General features: G+C 74.7%; 21 protein-coding genes and 1 riboswitch. Of the genes, 7 read left to right on the top strand and 14 right to left on the bottom strand.

What is annotated here, in order from left to right; translation table 11 throughout:
- Window positions 1-324: 324 nt before the first annotated feature.
- The 6 genes from KLI87_RS16415 to thiO form a co-directional block, all read right to left on the bottom strand.
- Window positions 325-1,173, bottom strand: coding sequence for a deoxyribonuclease IV (locus KLI87_RS16415; protein WP_156221013.1), 849 nt, complete (start codon window positions 1,171-1,173; stop codon window positions 325-327).
- Between the two features lie 62 nt (window positions 1,174-1,235).
- Window positions 1,236-3,131 carry a Stk1 family PASTA domain-containing Ser/Thr kinase gene (gene pknB / locus KLI87_RS16420; protein WP_173390991.1) on the bottom strand — a complete coding sequence of 632 codons (1,896 nt, stop codon included), beginning with the start codon at window positions 3,129-3,131 and terminating at the stop codon, window positions 1,236-1,238.
- Window positions 3,132-3,209: 78 nt separating this feature from the next.
- Window positions 3,210-4,169, bottom strand: a complete 960-nt coding sequence (locus KLI87_RS16425; protein ID WP_214617754.1) for a DMT family transporter — start codon at window positions 4,167-4,169, stop codon at window positions 3,210-3,212.
- Between the two features lie 154 nt (window positions 4,170-4,323).
- Window positions 4,324-5,106 (bottom strand): thiazole synthase, encoded by a 783-nt coding sequence (locus KLI87_RS16430; RefSeq protein WP_156221011.1) that lies wholly within the window; start codon window positions 5,104-5,106, stop codon window positions 4,324-4,326.
- Between the two features lies 1 nt (window position 5,107).
- Window positions 5,108-5,308, bottom strand: coding sequence for a sulfur carrier protein ThiS (gene thiS, locus KLI87_RS16435; protein ID WP_156221010.1), 201 nt, complete (start codon window positions 5,306-5,308; stop codon window positions 5,108-5,110).
- Complete coding sequence (thiO, locus tag KLI87_RS16440) at window positions 5,305-6,432, bottom strand: glycine oxidase ThiO (protein ID WP_214617755.1); 1,128 nt, start codon at window positions 6,430-6,432, stop codon at window positions 5,305-5,307. Before thiO ends, thiS begins: the two co-directional genes overlap by 4 nt.
- Window positions 6,422-6,535, bottom strand: a riboswitch (TPP riboswitch). Its footprint overlaps the gene before it by 11 nt.
- A gap of 85 nt (window positions 6,536-6,620) precedes the next feature.
- On the opposite strand from thiO, the gene KLI87_RS16445 reads away from it, so the two are divergent.
- From KLI87_RS16445 to KLI87_RS16460, 4 genes are all read left to right on the top strand, one after another.
- Window positions 6,621-7,829, top strand: coding sequence for an NAD(P)/FAD-dependent oxidoreductase (locus tag KLI87_RS16445; protein WP_214617756.1), 1,209 nt, complete (start codon window positions 6,621-6,623; stop codon window positions 7,827-7,829).
- Between the two features lie 78 nt (window positions 7,830-7,907).
- Window positions 7,908-8,282, top strand: coding sequence for an Rv2175c family DNA-binding protein (locus tag KLI87_RS16450; RefSeq protein ID WP_156221099.1), 375 nt, complete (start codon window positions 7,908-7,910; stop codon window positions 8,280-8,282).
- 154 nt (window positions 8,283-8,436) lie between these two features.
- Window positions 8,437-9,096 carry a thiamine phosphate synthase gene (gene thiE, locus KLI87_RS16455; RefSeq protein WP_214618091.1) on the top strand — a complete coding sequence of 220 codons (660 nt, stop codon included), beginning with the start codon at window positions 8,437-8,439 and terminating at the stop codon, window positions 9,094-9,096.
- Between the two features lie 115 nt (window positions 9,097-9,211).
- Window positions 9,212-9,370, top strand: coding sequence for a hypothetical protein (locus tag KLI87_RS16460; protein ID WP_173390987.1), 159 nt, complete (start codon window positions 9,212-9,214; stop codon window positions 9,368-9,370).
- Window position 9,371: 1 nt separating this feature from the next.
- On the opposite strand, the gene KLI87_RS16465 is transcribed toward KLI87_RS16460, so the two are convergent.
- Both KLI87_RS16465 and KLI87_RS16470 read right to left on the bottom strand, forming a co-directional pair.
- On the bottom strand, window positions 9,372-10,484 hold the full coding sequence (locus tag KLI87_RS16465; protein ID WP_214617757.1) for a serine/threonine-protein kinase: 1,113 nt from the start codon (window positions 10,482-10,484) through the stop codon (window positions 9,372-9,374).
- Window positions 10,485-10,553: 69 nt separating this feature from the next.
- A complete protein-coding gene (locus tag KLI87_RS16470) occupies window positions 10,554-11,639 on the bottom strand; it encodes a polyprenyl synthetase family protein (protein ID WP_173390990.1) in 1,086 nt (361 codons plus the stop codon).
- Between the two features lie 170 nt (window positions 11,640-11,809).
- Between KLI87_RS16470 and metF the strand changes: the two genes are divergently transcribed.
- Window positions 11,810-12,742 carry a methylenetetrahydrofolate reductase [NAD(P)H] gene (gene metF, locus KLI87_RS16475; RefSeq protein WP_156221005.1) on the top strand — a complete coding sequence of 311 codons (933 nt, stop codon included), beginning with the start codon at window positions 11,810-11,812 and terminating at the stop codon, window positions 12,740-12,742.
- Here the strand turns inward: metF and KLI87_RS16480 are convergent.
- The 5 genes from KLI87_RS16480 to KLI87_RS16500 all read right to left on the bottom strand — a co-directional run bounded on the left by KLI87_RS16480 (window position 12,679) and on the right by KLI87_RS16500 (window position 15,554).
- Entirely contained in the window at window positions 12,679-13,281 is a 603-nt protein-coding gene (locus tag KLI87_RS16480; protein ID WP_214617758.1) for a GNAT family N-acetyltransferase, read from the bottom strand. The two genes, metF and KLI87_RS16480, sit on opposite strands and share 64 nt — an antisense overlap.
- Window positions 13,282-13,395: 114 nt before the next feature.
- Window positions 13,396-13,740, bottom strand: coding sequence for a hypothetical protein (locus KLI87_RS16485; RefSeq protein WP_214617759.1), 345 nt, complete (start codon window positions 13,738-13,740; stop codon window positions 13,396-13,398).
- Between the two features lie 2 nt (window positions 13,741-13,742).
- A complete protein-coding gene (locus KLI87_RS16490) occupies window positions 13,743-14,627 on the bottom strand; it encodes a hypothetical protein (RefSeq protein WP_214617760.1) in 885 nt (294 codons plus the stop codon).
- A gap of 77 nt (window positions 14,628-14,704) precedes the next feature.
- Complete coding sequence (locus KLI87_RS16495; protein ID WP_156221003.1) at window positions 14,705-15,088, bottom strand: ArsC/Spx/MgsR family protein; 384 nt, start codon at window positions 15,086-15,088, stop codon at window positions 14,705-14,707.
- 1 nt (window position 15,089) lies between these two features.
- The gene (locus KLI87_RS16500) at window positions 15,090-15,554 is read right to left on the bottom strand and encodes a YbaK/EbsC family protein (protein WP_156221002.1); all 465 of its coding nucleotides are present in this window, start codon (window positions 15,552-15,554) and stop codon (window positions 15,090-15,092) included.
- 45 nt (window positions 15,555-15,599) lie between these two features.
- On the opposite strand from KLI87_RS16500, the gene KLI87_RS16505 reads away from it, so the two are divergent.
- Window positions 15,600-16,445: a L,D-transpeptidase family protein gene (locus KLI87_RS16505; RefSeq protein WP_214617761.1), complete on the top strand. Its 846-nt coding sequence runs from the start codon at window positions 15,600-15,602 to the stop codon at window positions 16,443-16,445.
- A gap of 256 nt (window positions 16,446-16,701) precedes the next feature.
- A complete protein-coding gene (locus KLI87_RS16510) occupies window positions 16,702-17,196 on the top strand; it encodes an SAV_6107 family HEPN domain-containing protein (RefSeq protein WP_156221000.1) in 495 nt (164 codons plus the stop codon).
- Between the two features lie 378 nt (window positions 17,197-17,574).
- On the opposite strand, the gene KLI87_RS16515 is transcribed toward KLI87_RS16510, so the two are convergent.
- Window positions 17,575-18,069, bottom strand: coding sequence for a transcriptional regulator (locus tag KLI87_RS16515; RefSeq protein ID WP_067463081.1), 495 nt, complete (start codon window positions 18,067-18,069; stop codon window positions 17,575-17,577).
- Window positions 18,070-18,157: the final 88 nt, after the last annotated feature.

Below are 18,157 nucleotides of genomic sequence, written 5' to 3' on the forward strand. Positions count from 1 at the left end.
CGGAACAGTCGGGGGGTTGTTCCGCGGCGTCCGAGCTCTTTCCTTTTGGTATTGCCCTTGGCGGTCGGCGCTGGCGCGCCTCCCTTCAACGGGCAACACGGCGATCGCTGGCATCGCTCCGAACTCGCCTGGCGGCTCGCTTCGCGATCAGATTCTCGCTTCGCTCGCATCTGCCTTCGGACGCGATCGCAACGTTTCGGTCGCCGCGGGGCTGGGCTTACTGCGTTGCGCGTGGTGCTCTTGGTGCCTCTCTTGGCCCTTTGCTCGCCTGGCGGCTCGCTCGGGCTTCCTTCGCCCTTGCTCGCTTGGCTTGTGGAGATGGGCCTACGGGCGCAGGTTTTTCAGGGTGGTTATGTCTTTGGCGTGGGGTTCCGGGGCTCGGCCCGGGGTTTCGATGATGAAGGGGATGCCGGCCACGGCGGGGTGGTGGAAGAGGTCGGCGAAGGGGGACTCGCCTATGTGGCCCGCGCCGATGTTCTCGTGGCGGTCGCGGCCCGAGGCGCAGGGGTCCTTGGAGTCGTTGGCGTGCACGAGTTTGAGGCGGCCCTCGCCCACGGTGGCGACCAGGGCGTCGATGGCGGCCTTGGCGCCGCCGGGGGCCGCCAGGTCGTGGCCCGCCGCGTAGGCGTGGCAGGTGTCGAAGCAGACGCCGAGCTTCGGGTGGTGTTCGAGCCTGTCGAAGAAGGGGCCGAGTTCCTGGACCTTGGCGCAGAGCATGTTGTTCTGGCCCGCCATCGGCTCCAGCAGCAGGTCGGGGCCGTCCTCGGGGATCTCTTCGAGGAGGGGGAGGACGTGCTCGTGGACCTGCGCCATCGCCTCGTCGTAGGTCTGGCTCACGGAGGAGCCGGTGTGGACGACGACGCCGCGGGCGCCGATCGCGCGGCCCCGGGCGAGGGAGTGCCGGATGCTCGCCAGCGACTTGGTCAGGGTCTCGGGGTTCGGGGAGCCGATGTTGACCAGGTAGGGGGCGTGGACGTAGACGGGGACGTCGGCGCGCTCCAGCAGCTTCGCGTCCTCGGCGGGCTTGCCCTCGGGCATCGCCCAGCCGCGCGGGTTCGCCACGAACACCTGGATGGTCTCGGCGCCGATCTCGGCGGCGTACTTCAGGCCGCCGGTGGCGAGACCGCCGGCGACCGGGACGTGCGCGCCGATCAGGCTCTTCGGTGAGGTCATAGGTCGTCCAGCCTATGGCGTGTTGCGAAGTGGCCTCAACGGGCGCGTTGGGCCGGGACGGCTCAGGGGCCGCGGAGGAGGGTGATGGTGGAGCCGCGGGGGGCCTCGCCGGAGCTCGGGTTCTGGAAGCGGACGGTGTCGCCGCCGATCCCGGTCACGGTGACCTTGAAACCCGAGTCCTCCAGGGCCGCCTTGGCCTCGTCGACGTTGCGGCCCATCAGGTTGGGGACGGGGATGTCCTCCTCGCCGCCCTGCTTGCAGCCCCACTTGACCGGGCCGATGTCGATCTTGCAGTCGTCCTCGTTGACGACGAGCGTGACGTGGTCGCCCCGGGACACCCCGGTGCCCATGGGCGGGTCCTGGCTGACCACCGTGGCCGCCGGCTTGCCGTCCACCTTCCGCTTGTCGATCTTGACGTCCAGGCCCATCGAGCGGAGCTGGTTGGCGGCGTTCTCGCCGCCGATGCCGACCAGGTTCGGCATCGACATGCCGCTGCTGATGACGAGGTCGACCGGCTCGTCGGGGGAGCGCCGCTCGCCCGCGGGCGGGTCGCTGCTGATGACCCGGTCCCTGGAGACGGTCTGCGAGCCGTTGGTGCTGGTCTGCCCGACGGTGAAGCCCTTGTCGCCGAGTATTCTCCGGGCGTCGGCCAGGGACTTGCCCTCGACGTCCGGGACCTCGCGCGGGGAGCGGCCCCGGGACGGGGTGAGCGTGACGGTCTCGCCCTTGGCGACGCGGGCGCCCGCGGGCGGGTCGGACCTGGCGACCTCGCCCTTGCGGACGCGGTCGTCGTAGACGGCCTTCGCGACGCGGACGTCGAGGCCGCCGCCCTCCAGCTTGGCGCGGGCGTCCGCGACCTTCATCCCGACGATCTTCTCGGGGACGTGGTCGTACTGGCCGGACGTCTCGTACCAGACGGCCCAGCCGAGGACCATCGCGACGACCGCGCCGACCGCGATCAGGACGTAGCGGCCGGTGATCACGCCGATCGCGCGGTCGGCGCGGCCGCGCTCGCGGGGCAGCTCCCGCCGGTCCATGACGGCCGTGTGCGGCGCCGGGGCGTGCATCTCGACGGTGGTGGTCGGCTGCTCCATGCGCTGGTCGAAGTCGCGGGGGAGGCCGTTGTAGGCCTCGGCGACCTCGGCGAGGAACTGGTTCGCGTCCCGGGGGCGGCGGTCGGGCTCGTGGCTGGTGGCGTCGGTGACCAGGTCGTCGACCTGCCGGGGGATGCCGGGGACGGCCTCCGAGGGCGGCGGGACGGTCTCGTTGACGTGCTTGTAGGCGACGGCGAACGCGGTGTCGGCCTGATGGGGCAGCCGCCCGGTGACCAGCTCGTAGAGCATGATCCCGGCGGCGTAGACGTCGGTGCGGACGTCGACGTGCCCCGCCACCACCTGCTCGGGCGCCAGGTAGCCGACGGTTCCGATGATCACGCCGGTGCGGGTCATCTTGCTCGCGGACTCGGCGCGGGCGAGGCCGAAGTCGGCGACCTTGACCCGGCCGTCCTCGGTGATCAGCACGTTCTCCGGCTTGACGTCGCGGTGCACGAGCCCGGCCCGGTGCGCGGCGCCGAGCGCGGCGAGCACCGGCTGCATGATCTCCAGCGCGGCGCGGGGGCCGAACCGGCCGGCGGCGGTGAGCGCGTCGCGGAGCGTGTGGCCCTCCACGTACTCCATCACGAGGAACACGTGCTCGCCGTCGGTGACCTGGTCGTAGACGGCGACGACGTTCGGGTGCGAGAGCGCGGCGGCGGACTTGGCCTCGCCGATGAAGCGGGCGACGAAGTCCTCGTCGGCGGCGAGCGCGGCGTGCATCACCTTGATCGCGATGACGCGGTCGAGGCGGATGTCGCGCGCGACGTACACGGTGGCCATGCCACCGCGGGCGACCCGTGACTCAATGCGGTATCGCCCGTCGAGTACCCGCCCGACGAGGGGATCGGTAGCCGTCGCGTCCATCGCTGCGAGTTTACGGCGACGTACGGGCGGATCTCATCAGTCCCGAGTATGAGCGCCCCTGCGCCGCGGGTCGGAGCCTCACCGGGCGCCGGCGCCGGTCGGGTCCGGCTCGGGTTCGGCCGGCAGGACGGGGGTGCCGCGGCGCGGCGACCGGGTGCTGCGGGACACGCCGACACCGGCCAGGCACAGCACGCCGCCCGCGAGCGTGAGCAGCCCGGGGACCTCGCCCAGGAACAGCCACGACATCAGGACGACCAGCGCGGGCGCGGCGTAGGTGGTGGCGCCCATCTTCCCCGCGGACGTGCGGGCCAGCGCGTACCCCCAGGTCGTGAACGCCAGCGCGGTCGGGAAGACGCCCAGGTAGAGCACGTTGAGCGTCGCGCCGGTGGAGGCGTCGGCGGCCTCTCCGGCGAGCTGCCCGGCGAACGGCAGGCAGGCGAGGGCGCCGATCGCGCAGGAGAACGTGGTGAACTGCAACGGCGTGGCGTGCCTGAGCGTGGGCTTCTGGGTGACGACCCCCGCGGCGTAGGTGACGGCGGCGGCCAGGCACAGCAGGACGCCGCCGACCGAGGATCCGCCCTCGTCCGACATCGACAGCCCGACGACGGCGGCGCCCGCGAACGAGACCGCCATGCCCGCCAGGAGCCGGGGCGCGAAGCCCTCCTTCAGCAGCCAGCCGCCGAGGAGCGCGATGAGGATCGGCCCGATGTTGACGACGAGCGCGGCGGTGCCCGCGTCCACGAGCCGCTCACCCCAGTTCAGCGCGATCATGTAGGCGCCGAACCACAGCACCCCGGCGGTGGCGATGCCGGGCCAGGCGGCCCGGGAGGGCAGGCCCTCCCGGCGGACGAGGCAGATCGCGCCGAGGACGAGCGCCCCGGAGAGCATGCGGCCGAGCGCGAGGGCGCCGGGGCTGTAGTCCTCCCCGGCGCTGCGGATCGCGACGAAGGCCGACGCCCACAGGACGACGGTCACGGTCGCGGCGGCCACCGCGAGCCGGTCGACGCGCGCCGGGGCGGGAACGTTCCCTTCTTCCATGTCACGCACCTTAGGTCTGGAATGCTTCCATCAACACCGAAAAGTCGCGCATGGTTGCGGGACAGGGGGGTTCGGGGGGATAGATCCAGTCTCGGTGCGGTTGACGTGCGGGTCCAGCGAATCCTGCTACAGGCGATCTTTAAGGATCTCTACATCAGGTGGCGAGGCCCTCGAAGGGGGAGGACGCCTGGGCGTGGTGGCGCCTCGGGATGCGTCCCGCCTGCCGGGCGAGGCGTCCGGCCTCGACGGCGTGCCGCATCGCGGCGGCCATCCGCGCGGGGGACTGGGCGCGGGTCACGGCGGTGGCGAGGAGGACGGCGTCGCAGCCCAGCTCCATGGCGAGGGCGGCGTCGCTGGCGGTGCCGATCCCCGCGTCCAGGATCACCGGGACCCCGGCCTGCTCGACGATCAGCGCGATGTTGTGCGGGTTGCGGATGCCGAGCCCCGAGCCGATCGGGGAGCCGAGCGGCATCACCGCCGCGCATCCGATCCGCTCCAGCCGCCGCGCGAGGACGGGGTCGTCGCTGGTGTAGGGCAGCACGGTGAAGCCGTCGTCGACGAGCTGCTCGGCGGCCTCGACCAGCTCGATCGGGTCGGGCAGCAGCGTCCGCTCGTCGGCGATCACCTCCAGCTTGACCCAGTCGGTGCCGAGCGCCTCGCGCGCGAGCTTGGCGGTCAGCACGGCCTCGCCCGCCGTGAAGCAGCCCGCCGTGTTCGGCAGCACCCGGACGCCGCACTCGCGCAGCACGTCCAGCACCGAGCCCCGCGCGGACGGGTCGACCCGCCGCATCGCGACCGTGGTCAGCTCCGTCCCGGACGCGACGAGCGCCTCGCGCAGCACCGCCATGCTGGGCGCGCCGCCGGTGCCCATGATGAGCCGGGAGTCGAGCCTCTCGCCCGCGATCTCCAGCGGGTCGGTCTCGTTCTGGACGGTCATGTCAGCCTCCCTGGACGGCGGTGAGCACTTCGAGGCGGTCGGCCTCGCGCAGCGGCGTGTCGTCCCACGCCGACCGGCGGACGACCTCGTCGTTGAGCGCGGCGGCGACGCCGGACCCGGCAGCGGAGACGGTGGCGACGGCCTGCGCGACGCTGGTGCCCTCCGGCACCTCGCGCGGCTCGCCGTTGACGATGACCTTCATCGGTGCACCTCGGGGGAGAAGCGGTCGGGGGTGAAGGGGGCGGCCTCGGCGGGGACGGGCCCGTCCAGCAGCATCGCGGCCAGGATGTCGGCGCTGACCGGGGCGAGCAGGATGCCGTTGCGGAAGTGGCCGGTGCCGAGGAACAGGCCGGGCAGCGCCGACGGGCCCATCACCGGCGCGTTGTCGGGCGAGCCGGGCCGCAGCCCCGCCGAGACCTCGGCGAACTCCAGCTCGGTGATGCCCGGGAGCAGCTCGTGGGCGTCGCGCAGCAGCTCCCACACGCCGCCCGCGGTGACCCGCGTGTCGAAGCCCAGCTCCTCCTGGGTCGCGCCGACGACGATCTCGCCGTCCGCGCGCGGCACGAGGTAGACCGACGAGCCGCGCACCAGCGCGCGGGTGGAGCGGCGCAGGAACGGCACCGCCGTCCGCAGCCGGATGACCTGGCCCTTCACCGGGCGGACGGGCGGGACCACCCCCGCCGGCAGCCCCTCCAGGTCGCCGGACCAGGAGCCGGCGGCGAGCAGCACGCGGTCGGCGCGGATCTCCGTCCCGTCGTCGAGGCGGACGCCGGCGGCCCGGTCGCGCTCGACCAGGACTCCCGCCGCCCGCCGCCGGACGAGCCGCGCGCCCAGGCCCTCGGCCGCCGCCAGCAGGGCGGGGGCGAGGCGGCGCGGGTCGATCGAGCCGTCCTCGGGGGCGAGCAGGCCGCCGCGCACGCCGGGTGCCAGCATCGGCTCGTGCCGGCGGCACTCGCGGCCGGTCAGCGCCTCGGTCGGGATGCCGAGGCTCCCCTGGAAGCGGCGGAGGTCGTCCAGGTGGTTCAGGTCGCCGGAGTCGAACGCGACCTCCAGGATCCCGTCGGTGCGGTGGGCGACGTCGAGCCCGGTCCGCTCCTCCAGCTCGGCGACGAACGCGCCGTAGCGGTCGCGGGAGGCCAGGCCGAGCCGCAGCAGCGGCTCCTCGCCGTAGGTCAGCTCGCTGACCGGGGTCAGCATGCCCGCCGCGACCGAGGTCGCCCCGCTCATGGGCGCCGGGTCGACGAGCGTGACGGCGGCGCCGCCCGCGGCGGCCCGCCAGGCGGTGGCGAGGCCGATGATTCCGGCGCCGAGGATGACGATCTCCATGCGCGCTCCCTTCGCCGGCATGATCCGGATCAGGTCGTAGCGGTCGGCGGCCCGTTCAGCCGCCCTCTCAGCCCGGTCGCACCGGACTCCCGCGCTCTCGCCCTCCACCATACGACCCCTGGCGATATGCGCCGATGTCCGGATACCGATCACTGTGTCCGGAGGGCCCCCGGCTAGGGTGGACGGCCATGGACAGCGTGATCGTCGTCGGCGGCGGGCTGGCGGGACTGCGGGCGGTACAGGGGCTGCGCGAGGGCGGCCACACGGGCGCGATCACCCTCGTATCCGCCGAGCGGCACCTGCCCTACGACCGCCCGCCGCTGTCGAAGGACGTCCTCGCGGGCGCCGCCGACGACACCACGCTGGAGGCCGACTGGGACGCGCTGCGCTGCGAGGTCCTGCTCGGCGAGCGCGCCACCGGCCTGCGGCTGGACGCGCCGGGCGCGGGCGGCGCGCTCGCCTCCACAGCGGGCGAGCTGCGCTTCGACGGGCTCGTGATCGCCACCGGCGCCGCGCCGGTGACGCTGCCGGGTGGCGGGCGCCAGCGCGTGCTGCGCACCGTCGAGGACGCCCTGGACCTGCGCGCCGCCCTCGTCCCCGGCACCCGGCTCGCGATCGTCGGCGCGGGCTGGATCGGCGCGGAGGTCGCGACGGCCGCCGCCGCCAAGGGCTGCGCGGTCACCGTGGTCGAGGCTGCGGAGGCCCCGCTCGTGTCCGCGCTCGGGCCCGAGGTCGGCGCGCTGACCGCGCGCTGGTACGCCGAGGCGGGCGTCGGGCTGCGCACCGGCGTCAAGGTCGCGGCGGTCGAGGACGGCGGCCTCGCCCTGGCGGGCGGCGAGCGGATCGACGCCGACGAGGTGGTCGTCGGCGTCGGCGTCCGGCCCGTCCTGGGCTGGCTTGAGGGATCCGGGCTGCTGCTGGAGCGCGGGGTCGTCACCGACGCCTCGTTCCGCGCCACCGGGGCGGACGGGGCGCCGCGTCCCGACGTGGTGGCGGTGGGGGACTGCGCCGCCTGGTGGTCCGCCCGGTACGGGCGGCGGCTGCTCGTCGAGCACTGGGACACCGCCCTGAACGCGCCCGCCGTGGCCGCCGCCGCGCTCCTCGGCCGGGACGCGGCGTACGACGCCGTCCCCTACTTCTGGTCGGAGCAGTTCGGCCGGATGGTCCAGTACGCGGGGGTGCACGGGGCGTCCGAGCGGCTCGTCCGCCGGGGCGACCCGGCGGAGGCGGCGTGGGCGGTCGCCTGGCTCACCGGCGACCGGCTCGACGCGATCCTCGCCGTCGGCCGCCCCCGCGACCTCGTGCAGGCCAGGCGGGTGATCGCCGCCGGGACCCCCGTCGACCCCGCCGCGCTGGCCGATCCGGGCGTGCCCGTCCGGCAGGCTGTTCGCGCGTAGCGGACACTGACCTGCGCGAACGGGCGCCGAACGGGTTTGAGTCTTCCGAAGGCGTGGTAGGCAGGGGGCGTGACGCAGATGCACGCGACCGTTGACAGCGCACTCGACCCCCGCACCGACGCCCTGGCCGGGGAGTGGCTCTCCCTCAGGGAGACCGCCGACCGCCTCGGCATCAAGACCAACCGGATCAAGCAGCTCATCAGCGAGCGCCGGCTCCTGGCGATCCGGCGCGCCGGCGAGCCGATGGTGCCCGCCGCGTTCCTCAAGGACGGCCAGGTCATCAAGGGCCTGGCCGGGACGCTGACGCTCCTGTCGGACGCGGGCTTCGACGAGGTGGAGACGGTCCGCTGGCTGTTCACCGCCGACGACACGCTGCCGGGCACGCCCGTCGAGGCGCTGAGCGAGAACCGGGGCACCGAGGTGCGCCGCCGCGCCCAGGCCCTCGCCTTCTAGGGCGGGGCGGGCGGACGGGCCGGACCGAGGGCCCGGCGAACACACGTGACACGATTGCGGGGTCACGCGCGGTGCCGCGGCGCCGCCGCGTGCCCCCGCGATCCGTCTCCGGAAGGAACCGTCCGACACCGTGGCCAGCACCGTCTCCGCGCACATGCCCACCGAGCAGGGCGTCGCGCTCCGCGCCCGGCTCTCCCGCGCCCGCCTCTACCTCTGCACGGACGCGCGGGAGCGGCAGGGCGACCTGCCCGAGTTCCTGGACGCGGTGCTCGCGGGCGGCGTCGACCTCGTCCAGCTCCGCCAGAAGGGCCTGGAGGCCCGGCAGGAGCTGGAGTACCTGGAGGTGTTCCGCGCCGCGTGCGACCGGCACGGCGCGCTGATGGCGGTGAACGACCGGGCGGACGTCGCGCGCGCCGCCGGGGCCGACGTCCTGCACCTCGGGCAGGACGACCTGCCCGTGCCGGCCGCCCGCGCGATCATCGGCGAGGACGTCCTGATCGGCCGCTCGACGCACTCGGACGGGCAGGCGGGCGCGGCGGCGGCGCAGGCGGGCGTCGACTACTTCTGCGCGGGGCCGGTCTGGCCCACGCCCACCAAGCCGGGGCGCGCCGCGCCCGGCCCCGAGCTTCTGGAGCGGGTCGCCGGGCGGCGCGGGAGCCGTCCGTGGTTCGCGATCGGCGGCATCGACCTCGGCAACCTCGACGAGGTCCTCGCGGCGGGGGCGCGCCGCGTCGTGGTCGTTCGGGCGATCACCGAGGCGGACGACCCGGGCGCGGCCGCCGCCGCGTTCGCCGACCGCCTCCCGCCCGCCTGACCGCCTTCCGTTCAGGTTCCGTCCGCTTGGCGCCCACCCGGCCGATGCCCGCTCGTCGGGTGCCGTTCGCCCGCGCGCGGCCGGGGCAGCGGCCCGGATGACCGACAATGGGATCATGGGACCCGACGACGACAGGCTCGTGCACCTGGACGACGACGACCTGGACGTGCTGCCCGACCAGACGTCCGACGACACCGACACCGGGTGGGGCGAGTGGCGCGGCGGCGTGAGCGACGACGACCGCCTGCTGGAGGAGCGGCCGCCGCACTGGTGACCTAGAACAGCACGCCGAGCGCGAAGCCGGCGGTGACCACGACCGCGAGCGCGACCATCATCCGCCACCGGTAGCGGGGGATGCGCTTGGGGCGCGGCTTGGCCGCGGGCGCCTGCCCGTCCCGCAGCGCGCGGACGAGCTGCCGCGCGGTCGGCCGCGCGGCGGGGTTCTTGTCCAGGCAGCGCGCCGTCAGCTCGCGCAGCGGGCCCTCCAGCTCGCCGAGGTCCGGCGGCCGGGAGGTCACGCGCCGCATGACGGCGGCGCTCGGCCCGGTGCCGAACGGCGGGCGCCCGGTCGCGGCGAACACCAGCGTCGCGCCCCAGGCGAACACGTCCGCGGGCGAGCCGACCGGCTCGTCCTCGATCTGCTCGGGCGCCATGTAGGCGGGGGTGCCGACCGGGCCCGTGGTCACCGGGGTCGCGTCGGCGGTGCGCGCGATCCCGAAGTCGATCACCTTGGCGCCGTCCGGGCCGAGCAGGACGTTGCCGGGCTTGAAGTCGCGGTGCACGATCTCGGCGCGGTGGATCGCGGCGAGCGCGCCCGCCGTGCGCAGGGCGATCTTGTGGAGCCGGGGCGCGGGCAGCGGGCCCCGGTCCTCGACGACCTGCTGGAGCGAGGGCCCCTCGACGTACTCGCTGACGATGTAGGGGCGGTCGCCGGTGACGTCGGCGTCCAGCACGCGGGCGGTGTGGCGGCCCTCGACCCGGCGCGCCGCGTCCGCCTCCTTGACGAAGCGGCCCCGGGCGCGCTGCCCGGCCGCGACGCCGCCGCGCAGCAGCTTGACGGTGACGAGCGCGCCGTCCCCGTCCTCGCCGAGGTAGACGACGCCCTGGCCGCCCTCGCCGAGCCGCCCGAGCAGCGTGTAGCCGCCGAGGGAGCCCGGGTCGCCCGCCCAGAGCGGCGAACCGGGGTGCCGGGGCCGCGCGGGCCTGGCCGCGCGGGGGTGCGGCTCCGCGGCGCGGGGCTTGCCGCCGCGCGGCTGACCGGCGCGCGGCGGGGCGCCGCCGGCGGATCGGGCGGCGGGACGCGGGTGATGGGGGTTCGCCCTCCCGCGGGAGGTGTCGTGCGGCACGGCGGACTCCGACTCGGCGGGGACGGACGAAGATTTCCTCATTTGTACCGCGTCATCACGGGAGTCGGCAGGGGAACCCCGATCTTCGGGTCCCCGGAGCGCGCCGCGCGGTCAGGTGCGGCGCGCGGTCGCGGCGACGGCGAGGGCGTTCAGCGCGGCGCGGGCCTCCTCCGGGACGGGCGCGGCCGCCAGTACGCGCTCGGCGTCGCCGGTGTAGCGGGCGATCATCGCCTCGCAGGCCGCGAGCCCCCCGGTGTCGGTGATGATCTGGCGCAGCTCGTCCACGCCCGGCCGGTCGAGGCCGGGGTCGCCGAGGCGCCGCTGGAGCGCCGCCGCCTGCGCGGGCGTGGCGCGTTCGAGGGTCAGCGCGACCAGGACGGTGCGCTTGCCCTCGCGCAGGTCGTCGCCCGCGGGCTTGCCGGTCTCGGCCGGGTCGCCGAACACGCCGAGCACGTCGTCGCGGAGCTGGAAGGCGATGCCGAGCGGGACGCCGTAGCCGGTGAGGGCGGCCGACACCTCCGGGGCGCCCCCGGCGAGCGCGGCGCCGAGGTGCAGCGGCCGCTCGATCGTGTACTTGGCGCTCTTGAACTCCACCACGCGCAGCGCCGTGTCGACGGCGGCCTCGCCCCGGGTGCCCTCCAGCATGTCCAGGTACTGGCCGCACATGACCTCGGTGCGCATCAGGTCGTAGACGGCGCGGCCCCGGCGGCGGCGCTCCTCGTCCAGCCCGCACGTCTCGAACATCTCGCCCGACCAGGCGAGGCACAGGTCGCCGAGCAGGATCGCGGTGCCCTCGCCGAACGCCCGCGCGGGGCCCGGCCAGCCCTGCGCGCGGTGCAGCGCCTCGAACCTGCGGTGCATCGAGGGCTGCCCGCGGCGGGTGTCGCTGGAGTCCATCACGTCGTCGTGGATCAGCGCGCTCGCCTGGAGCAGCTCCAGCGACGCCGCCGCGTTGACGATCCCCTCGTGCAGCCGCTCGCCGGGCGGCCCGTCGAGGTCCTCCTCCACGGCGCCCGCCGCGCGCCAGCCCCAGTAGCAGAACGCCGGCCGCAGCCGCTTGCCCTCCGCGAGCAGCGCGTCCAGCGCGGCCATCAGCGGGGCCAGCTCGTCGCTGATCGCCAGCAGGTTCGGACGCTGCCGGGCGACGAAGGCCAGCAGCGCCCCGTCGACCTCCTTGCGGATGGGGCTCGATGACATGCCGAGATCGTATCCAGGAGTCGGTGGCCGCTCGTACGTCATAACGGGATAAATGCCCAGTTCTAGCTATTTAAGGTGCATACCGGATGGCGCGAGGTGGGAGGGATCACTCCACCCGGGCCCGTCCGCCGTTCACCTTCGGCTCAAGGCCGCTTCTGTACTCTGGGGTGATGCGACGCCTGCGCCCAGACCGGCCCCCGACCGTCCGAGAACTCCTGGCCTCGGGCAGGTCCTTCTCCTTCGAGTTCTTCCCGCCCAAGACCGAGAAGGGCGCGCGGAACCTGTGGCGGACGATCCGCGAGCTGGAGCCCCTCCACCCGTCGTTCGTCTCGGTGACCTACGGCGCGGGCGGCGGCACCCGCGACAAGACCGTCGACATCGTCGAGCGGATCGCGACCGACACCACGCTCACGCCCGTCGCGCACTTCACCGCCGTCGACCACTCGCAGGCGGAGCTGCGCCAGCTCATCGGCCGGTTCGCGGCGGTCGGCGTGCGCAACATCCTCGCCGTGCGCGGCGACCCGCCCGGCGACCCGATGGGGGAGTGGGTCAAGCACCCCGACGGCGTCGAGTACGCCGCCGACCTCGTCCGGATGATCCGCTCCTACGGCGACTTCAGCGTCGGCGTCGCCGCGTTCCCCTACAAGCACCCGCGCTCGCCCGACATCGAGAGCGACACCCGGCACTTCGTCGCCAAGTGCCGCGCCGGCGCCGACTACGCGATCACCCAGATGTTCTTCCGCGCGGACGACTTCCTGCGCCTGCGCGACCGCGTCGACGCCGCGGGCTGCGACGTGCCGATCATCCCGGGCATCATGCCGGTCACCCAGATCAGCACGATCGACCGGTCCGAGCAGCTCTCGGGGGCGCCCTTCCCCGCGGACGTGCGCGCCCGGTTCGAGGCCGTCGCCGACGACCCGGAGGCCGTCCGGCGCCTCGGCATCGAGCACGCGGCGCAGCTGTGCCGCGACCTGCTCGACCAGGGCGTGCCCGGCATCCACTTCATCACCTTCAACAAGTCGACGGCGACCCGCGAGGTCTACGGGCTGCTGGAGGCCGACGGGTACGGCGCCAGGGGCAGTGTCCCGCCCATGACCGCGTAGAGCGGCCCGCCGCCGGGGAACTCGAACCCCGTCAGCAGGTCGACCATCCCCACCGACCGGTAGAGGCGTTGGGCCGGGGTGGCGGACCGCAGGTCCAGCGTGGACAGCACCACCGTCCGCTCCGGCCTGCCCTCGCACAGCGCGGTCAGCAGCCCCCGGCCGAGGCCCTTGCCCTGCGCCGCCGGGTGGACGTGCAGCTCCGCCACCTCGAACGGGTCGTCCATCCAGGCGTCCGCGTGCTCGGGCCCCTCCCGCGCGGCGAGCGCCTGGTGGACGATGTCGTGCCACCACTGCCCGCGCGAGCCGTGGAACCCGTAGGCGAACCCCTGCACCGGCCCGGCCAGGCCGGGCAGCGGCCCGCGCCGCTCCGCGACGAACGCGCGGAACCCGGGGTAGGCCGCGTGCCGCTCCATGATCGTGTGGCGGCCGGGGAGCTGCTCGGCGGGCGGCGCCATCGTCGCGGCGTACACCTCCAGCATCGGGCCGAGCCGGCGCAGGAAGGCGCGCTCGTCGATCTCGCGCAGCTTCGGATCCCTCACCGGACGTCCCTCACCAGACAGAGAGTAGACGTCCCGCCCGCCCACCCGCTCCGGGAACGGTGATCCGGCGCGGCCGCGGGCGCGGTGACGGAGGCGGCCCGGGGGGGAGGGGGATCAGAGCTTGGCGATGGTGCGCTGGGTCGCGTTGAGCCGGTCGTAGATGTCCCACAGGATGCGGTCGGCCGCCTTGCGCAGCGCGTTCCGGTTGGCGTCGAGCTGCCCGCCCCACTGGCGCGCCTCCGGGCCGAGCCAGGCGTCGGTCGAGCCGAGCGTGCGGGCGGAGGCGTCGAGCGCCCGCCGGAGCCGGTCGATGCTGCCGTAGGCGTCCGCGTACGCCTGGTACAGCTGCCCGTACTCGGGGTTCGGGCGCTCGGTCGGCGGCAGGCCCACCGCCGCCGCGGCCTCGATCGGCGGCGGCAGGCTCCCGGGGGGCGGCGGGGCGGACGAGGGGGAGGACACGCTCAGCCACCCGCCTTCTGGTGCAGCCCGGCGAGCGCGTCGCGGGCCCGGGGGCTCAGATCGGCGCCGGTGAGCACCTGGACGGCGACCGGCCGCACGCCCTCCCGGTCGGCCTCGGCGAGGAACGCGCGCAGCCACGCCGCGTCCATCGCCAGGTGGTGGCTGGAGGTGCCGAGCGACTGCCGCAGGGCCTCCAGCCGCGCCGCGTCGCCGTGGGCGGCCTTCACCAGGGCCGCCGCGGAGGCGGGGCCGAGCCGCTCGTACAGCGCCTCGGTGTAGTCGGGGTCGTCGGCGTTGGCCCGCAGGTGCTTCCACACGCCGTCCGGCACGGGGTCGCCGTCGCGGACGGCGGCGGCCACGGCCAGCGCGTCGGCCCGCGCGGCCCGCGCCGCCGCCTGCCGGGTCGGGAAGTTGCCGAGGTCGCCCGCGCCCCGCGAGGTCGGCGGCGCGGTGTGCCTCGGCGGGCGCACCGGATGGCGCCGCCCCGGCGTACCCGGCGTGCCGGGCGAGGGCGTGCGCGGCGCGGTCGCGCCCGGCCTGCCGGGCTGCACGCCGCCGCCCGCGCCCGGGTTCCCGCCGGGGCTCGGCTTCGGGCTCGGCGCGCGGACGGGCGGGACGTCGACGCCGCCGCCGTCCGGGTGCGTGATCGCGTAGTTGTAGCGGCGGGTCAGCATGCCGAGCTGGTCGGCGGCCCACAGCGCGACCTGGTCGGCCTGCCGGTACCCGGTCGCGGGCACCCCCGGCGGGGGGCGGTGCCCGTTCAGCCAGCCCTGGATCGCGTTCTGCGCGTCCTGGAGCTGGCGGATCACCCGGTCGAGCGCGGGCGGGTCGATCCCCCGGAACTCCGGGTCGCGCGCCGCCGGGCCGGAGCGCATCTGCGCGGTCATCGCCCCTCCGGTTGGTCACCGATCGTCGTTGCTCGGTCCCCCAGGATCACATCCTGGCCACCAGAATCACATCAGGGTCACCGGCTGTCGAGGGCCCGGCGCAGCGATTCCCCGTCGCGCGCCACCACCGCCACCGCCCGGGTCAGGACGATCGGCCGCTGGATCAGCACCGGGTTCGCCACCATGATCTCGATCCAGCGCGCCCGGTCGTGCTCCAGGGACCGCAGGCCGAGCTCCTTGGCGACGGGCTCGTTGAGCCGCGCGACGTCCCAGGGCTCGGCGCCGATCCTGGTCAGCGCCGCGTCCAGCTCCGCCGCCGTGGGCGGCTCGTCGAGGTAGCGGCGCTCGGTGTAGGGGACGCCCGCCTCGTCCAGCGCGGCCTTCGCGGCGCGGCTCTTGGAGCAGCGCGGGTTGTGCCACAGTTCCGTACCCCGCGCGTCACCCTGCGCGTCGTCGCCCATCTCAGCCCACCTCCGCCGGGGTGCCCCCGGTGATTTTCAGCAGTTCCTCGTACGAGGTGGGGAACACGGTGTGCGGGTGCCCGCCGGCCGCCCAGACCTCGTCGTACTTGTCCAGCCAGACGTCCACGAGCGTGCGGATCGGCGCGGGGTGGCCCAGCGGGGCGACACCCCCGATGGGCTGGCCCGTCGCGTCCCGGACGAACTCCGGCGTCGCCCGGCGCACCGCCTCCGCGCCCACCAGCGCCGCGACCCGCGCCGTGTCGACCCGGTGCGCGCCGCTGGTCAGCACCAGCAGCGGCGCCCCGTCGGCGTCGAACACCAGGCTGTTGGCGATCGCGCCGACCTCGCATCCGAGCTGGTCGGCGGCGGCCTGCGCCGTCCGGGCCGAGTCGGGCAGCTCCACGATCTTCCCCGTCGCCCCTTGCGCCTCCAGGGCCCGTGCGACACGTTCGGCATTTGCGTGCATGGGAAGCACTTTAAGGTCAGCGGTGAGGCGGAGGAGACCATGGGCATGCGGAAAAGCGCGGCGTTGCTGATCCCGATCGTCCTGCTGGCGGGGTGCAAGACGGCGGGCGAGGCGGCCCCCGCCGACGCGGGGCGCTCCTCGCAGCCCCACAAGCCGTCGGCTGACCGGCCCAAGCACAAGCCCAAGCGGGAGCCCGTCCGCAAGCCGAGGGCCAGGGCCACGCCCAAGCCGTCGCCGTCCAGGCCAGCGCCCCCGCTCCGGGCCGGGGACCGCAAACTCAGGCCCGGAGCGGAGGGGGCCGACGTCCGGGAGCTCCAGCGCCGCCTGAAGGGCCTGCACTACGACCCGGGCGTGGTGGACGGGGAGTACGGGACGTCCACCCAGCTCGCCGTGTGGGCGTTCCAGGCCGTCAACCGGCTCAAGCAGTCCGGGACGCTGGGCGCGCCCTTCTGGAAGGCGCTGGACCGCCCCCGTGAGCCCCGCCCGATGGCCAGGCGCCACGAGGCCGACCGGGTCGACGTGGACCTGCGCCGCCAGTACCTCGTCCTCTACAGGGACGGCAGGCCCCGGCTCATCACGCACGTGTCGTCCGGCTCGGGGGAGTACTACTGCGCCAAGGACCGGGGCGCCACCGTCGCCCGCTGCCGCTACGCCACGACGGGCACCGGCGACTTCCGGACGGGCCGCCGCGCCAAGGGCTGGGAGGTCTCGCCCCTCGGACGGCTCTACAACCCCGTCTACTTCAACGGCGGCATCGCCTTCCACGGGGCCCTCGACGTGCCCCGGTACCCGGCCTCGCACGGCTGCGTCCGGCTGCCCATGCACATCGCGGAGTACTTCCCGAGCCTGGTCGGGACGGGTGTGGCCGTGCACGTCCGACGCCTGGGATGACGGGTGGTCAGGTGGTTCGTGTAACCCGCTGACCTGTGGGAAGCGCCACCCGTTCGAACACGTTGACGAATCGCCCCGGGAACGCTTTACTGTGAGTGCGTCGAACTTATGTTCGACGTGGCGCGGGACTCGCGGCCCGCGCCAGGGCGACGTCCCCGCCCGGCGGCAGCGCGATGCCCCCGGGCGGGACGGACGGCCGGGCGGAGTGAGGGGAAGCTCTCCGCCCGGCCGGCCCGAGCCCCGGAAGGAGGCAGTCATGTCCGAAACGACGACCGCCCGCGGAGTTCATTCCGCCGCGCAGTTCGGCCCGCCGGGCCCGCGCTCGCGGCCGAAGCCCGCGCCGCGTCCGGCGCACACGGCGGTCGGCCAGCTCCACGCCGCCCGCATGGGCCTCGCCGAGGCGGCCGAGGCCACCTCGCCCGCCGTCCGCTACGTCTGCGCCCACCTGGCCGCGCTGCGCGCCGCCGCCGCGGTGCTGGCGTCCAAGGAACCGCTGGAGACCCACCGGCGGGGGCGCCCCCGCAGCGTCTGGGTGCTGCTGCCCGAGGCCGAGCCCGCGCTGCGCGAGTGGGCCGCGTTCTTCGCCGCCGGCGCCGACAAGCGCGCCGCCGCCGAGGCGGGCCTGCCGCGCGCGGTGACGCCGCGCGAGGCCGAGGAGCTGCTGCACGACGCCGAGGTCTTCGTCACCCTCGTCGAGGACACCCTCGGCGTGACCAGCCAGCCCACCTTGCCGATCCCCGAGGCGAGCTGACCCCGCCGACGGGCTCCGAGGCGAGCCGACCTCGCTGACGGGCCCGCCGACCGACCCCGCCGACCCCCTGGACCACTCCCGGGCCGTCCCGTAGACCTCCCCAGGGGACGGCCGCGCCCGAAGACCGGGGCCGCCGCTGGAGCACGGCCCCGGTCTTCGACGCGCCCCCTCAGAGCTTCGACGCGCCCCCTCAGAGCCGGGACGCCTCCCGCGGCGGGCACCCGTTTCGCGCCCTGCGCCGCGTCCGGCCGGCGTCGGCCCGCATGCGGGCGGGCGCCGGCGCCCGCCGCAACGGAATTCGGGCCGGGACGCGGAACGGGGGCCCGGCGTCGGCCGGGCCCCCGTTTCGGTGGTGCCAGAATTAGGTGGTGCTAGGGGTTAGAACGACTCGACGGCGCGCCGCGCCTCCGGGTCGAGGACGCCCCACGTGATGAGCTCTTCCGTGAGCTCGTTCGGGGACTTGTCGTAGATGACCGCGAGTGAACGCAGGTCTTCCTGGCGGATGGACAAAACCTTTCCGTTGTAGTCGCCCCGCTGGCTCTGGATCGTCGCGGCGTAGCGGGCGAGAGGACCGGCCTTGTCTTTCGGAAGCTGCTGCAACCGCTCGAGGTCGATCACGAGCTTGGGTGTAGGCCCGAGCGGGCTCGGCGCGGCTCCGCCGGGCAGCAACTCGGAAACCGGCACGCCGTAGAAATCGGCGAGCTCGGCCAGCTTCTGAACGGTGACGGCGCGGTCGCCCCGCTCGTACGAACCCACGACGACGGCCTTCCAGCGGCCGCGGGACTTCTCCTCCACACCGTGCAGGGACAGGCCCTGCTGTGTGCGGATGGCGCGCAGGCGCGCGCCGAGAGCCTTAGCGTATTCAGACGGCATTGTCGGCCCCCCAGGCTCACTTTCGTCGTCGTTTGCCCCCGGCGGGACGCCGGGGCGGAGGCGGGGAACCCGGCGCGCTGATCGCTCC

This window comes from Actinomadura sp. NEAU-AAG7 (genome assembly GCF_018603865.1).
Taxonomy (GTDB): Bacteria; Actinomycetota; Actinomycetes; order Streptosporangiales; family Streptosporangiaceae; genus Spirillospora; species Spirillospora litoris.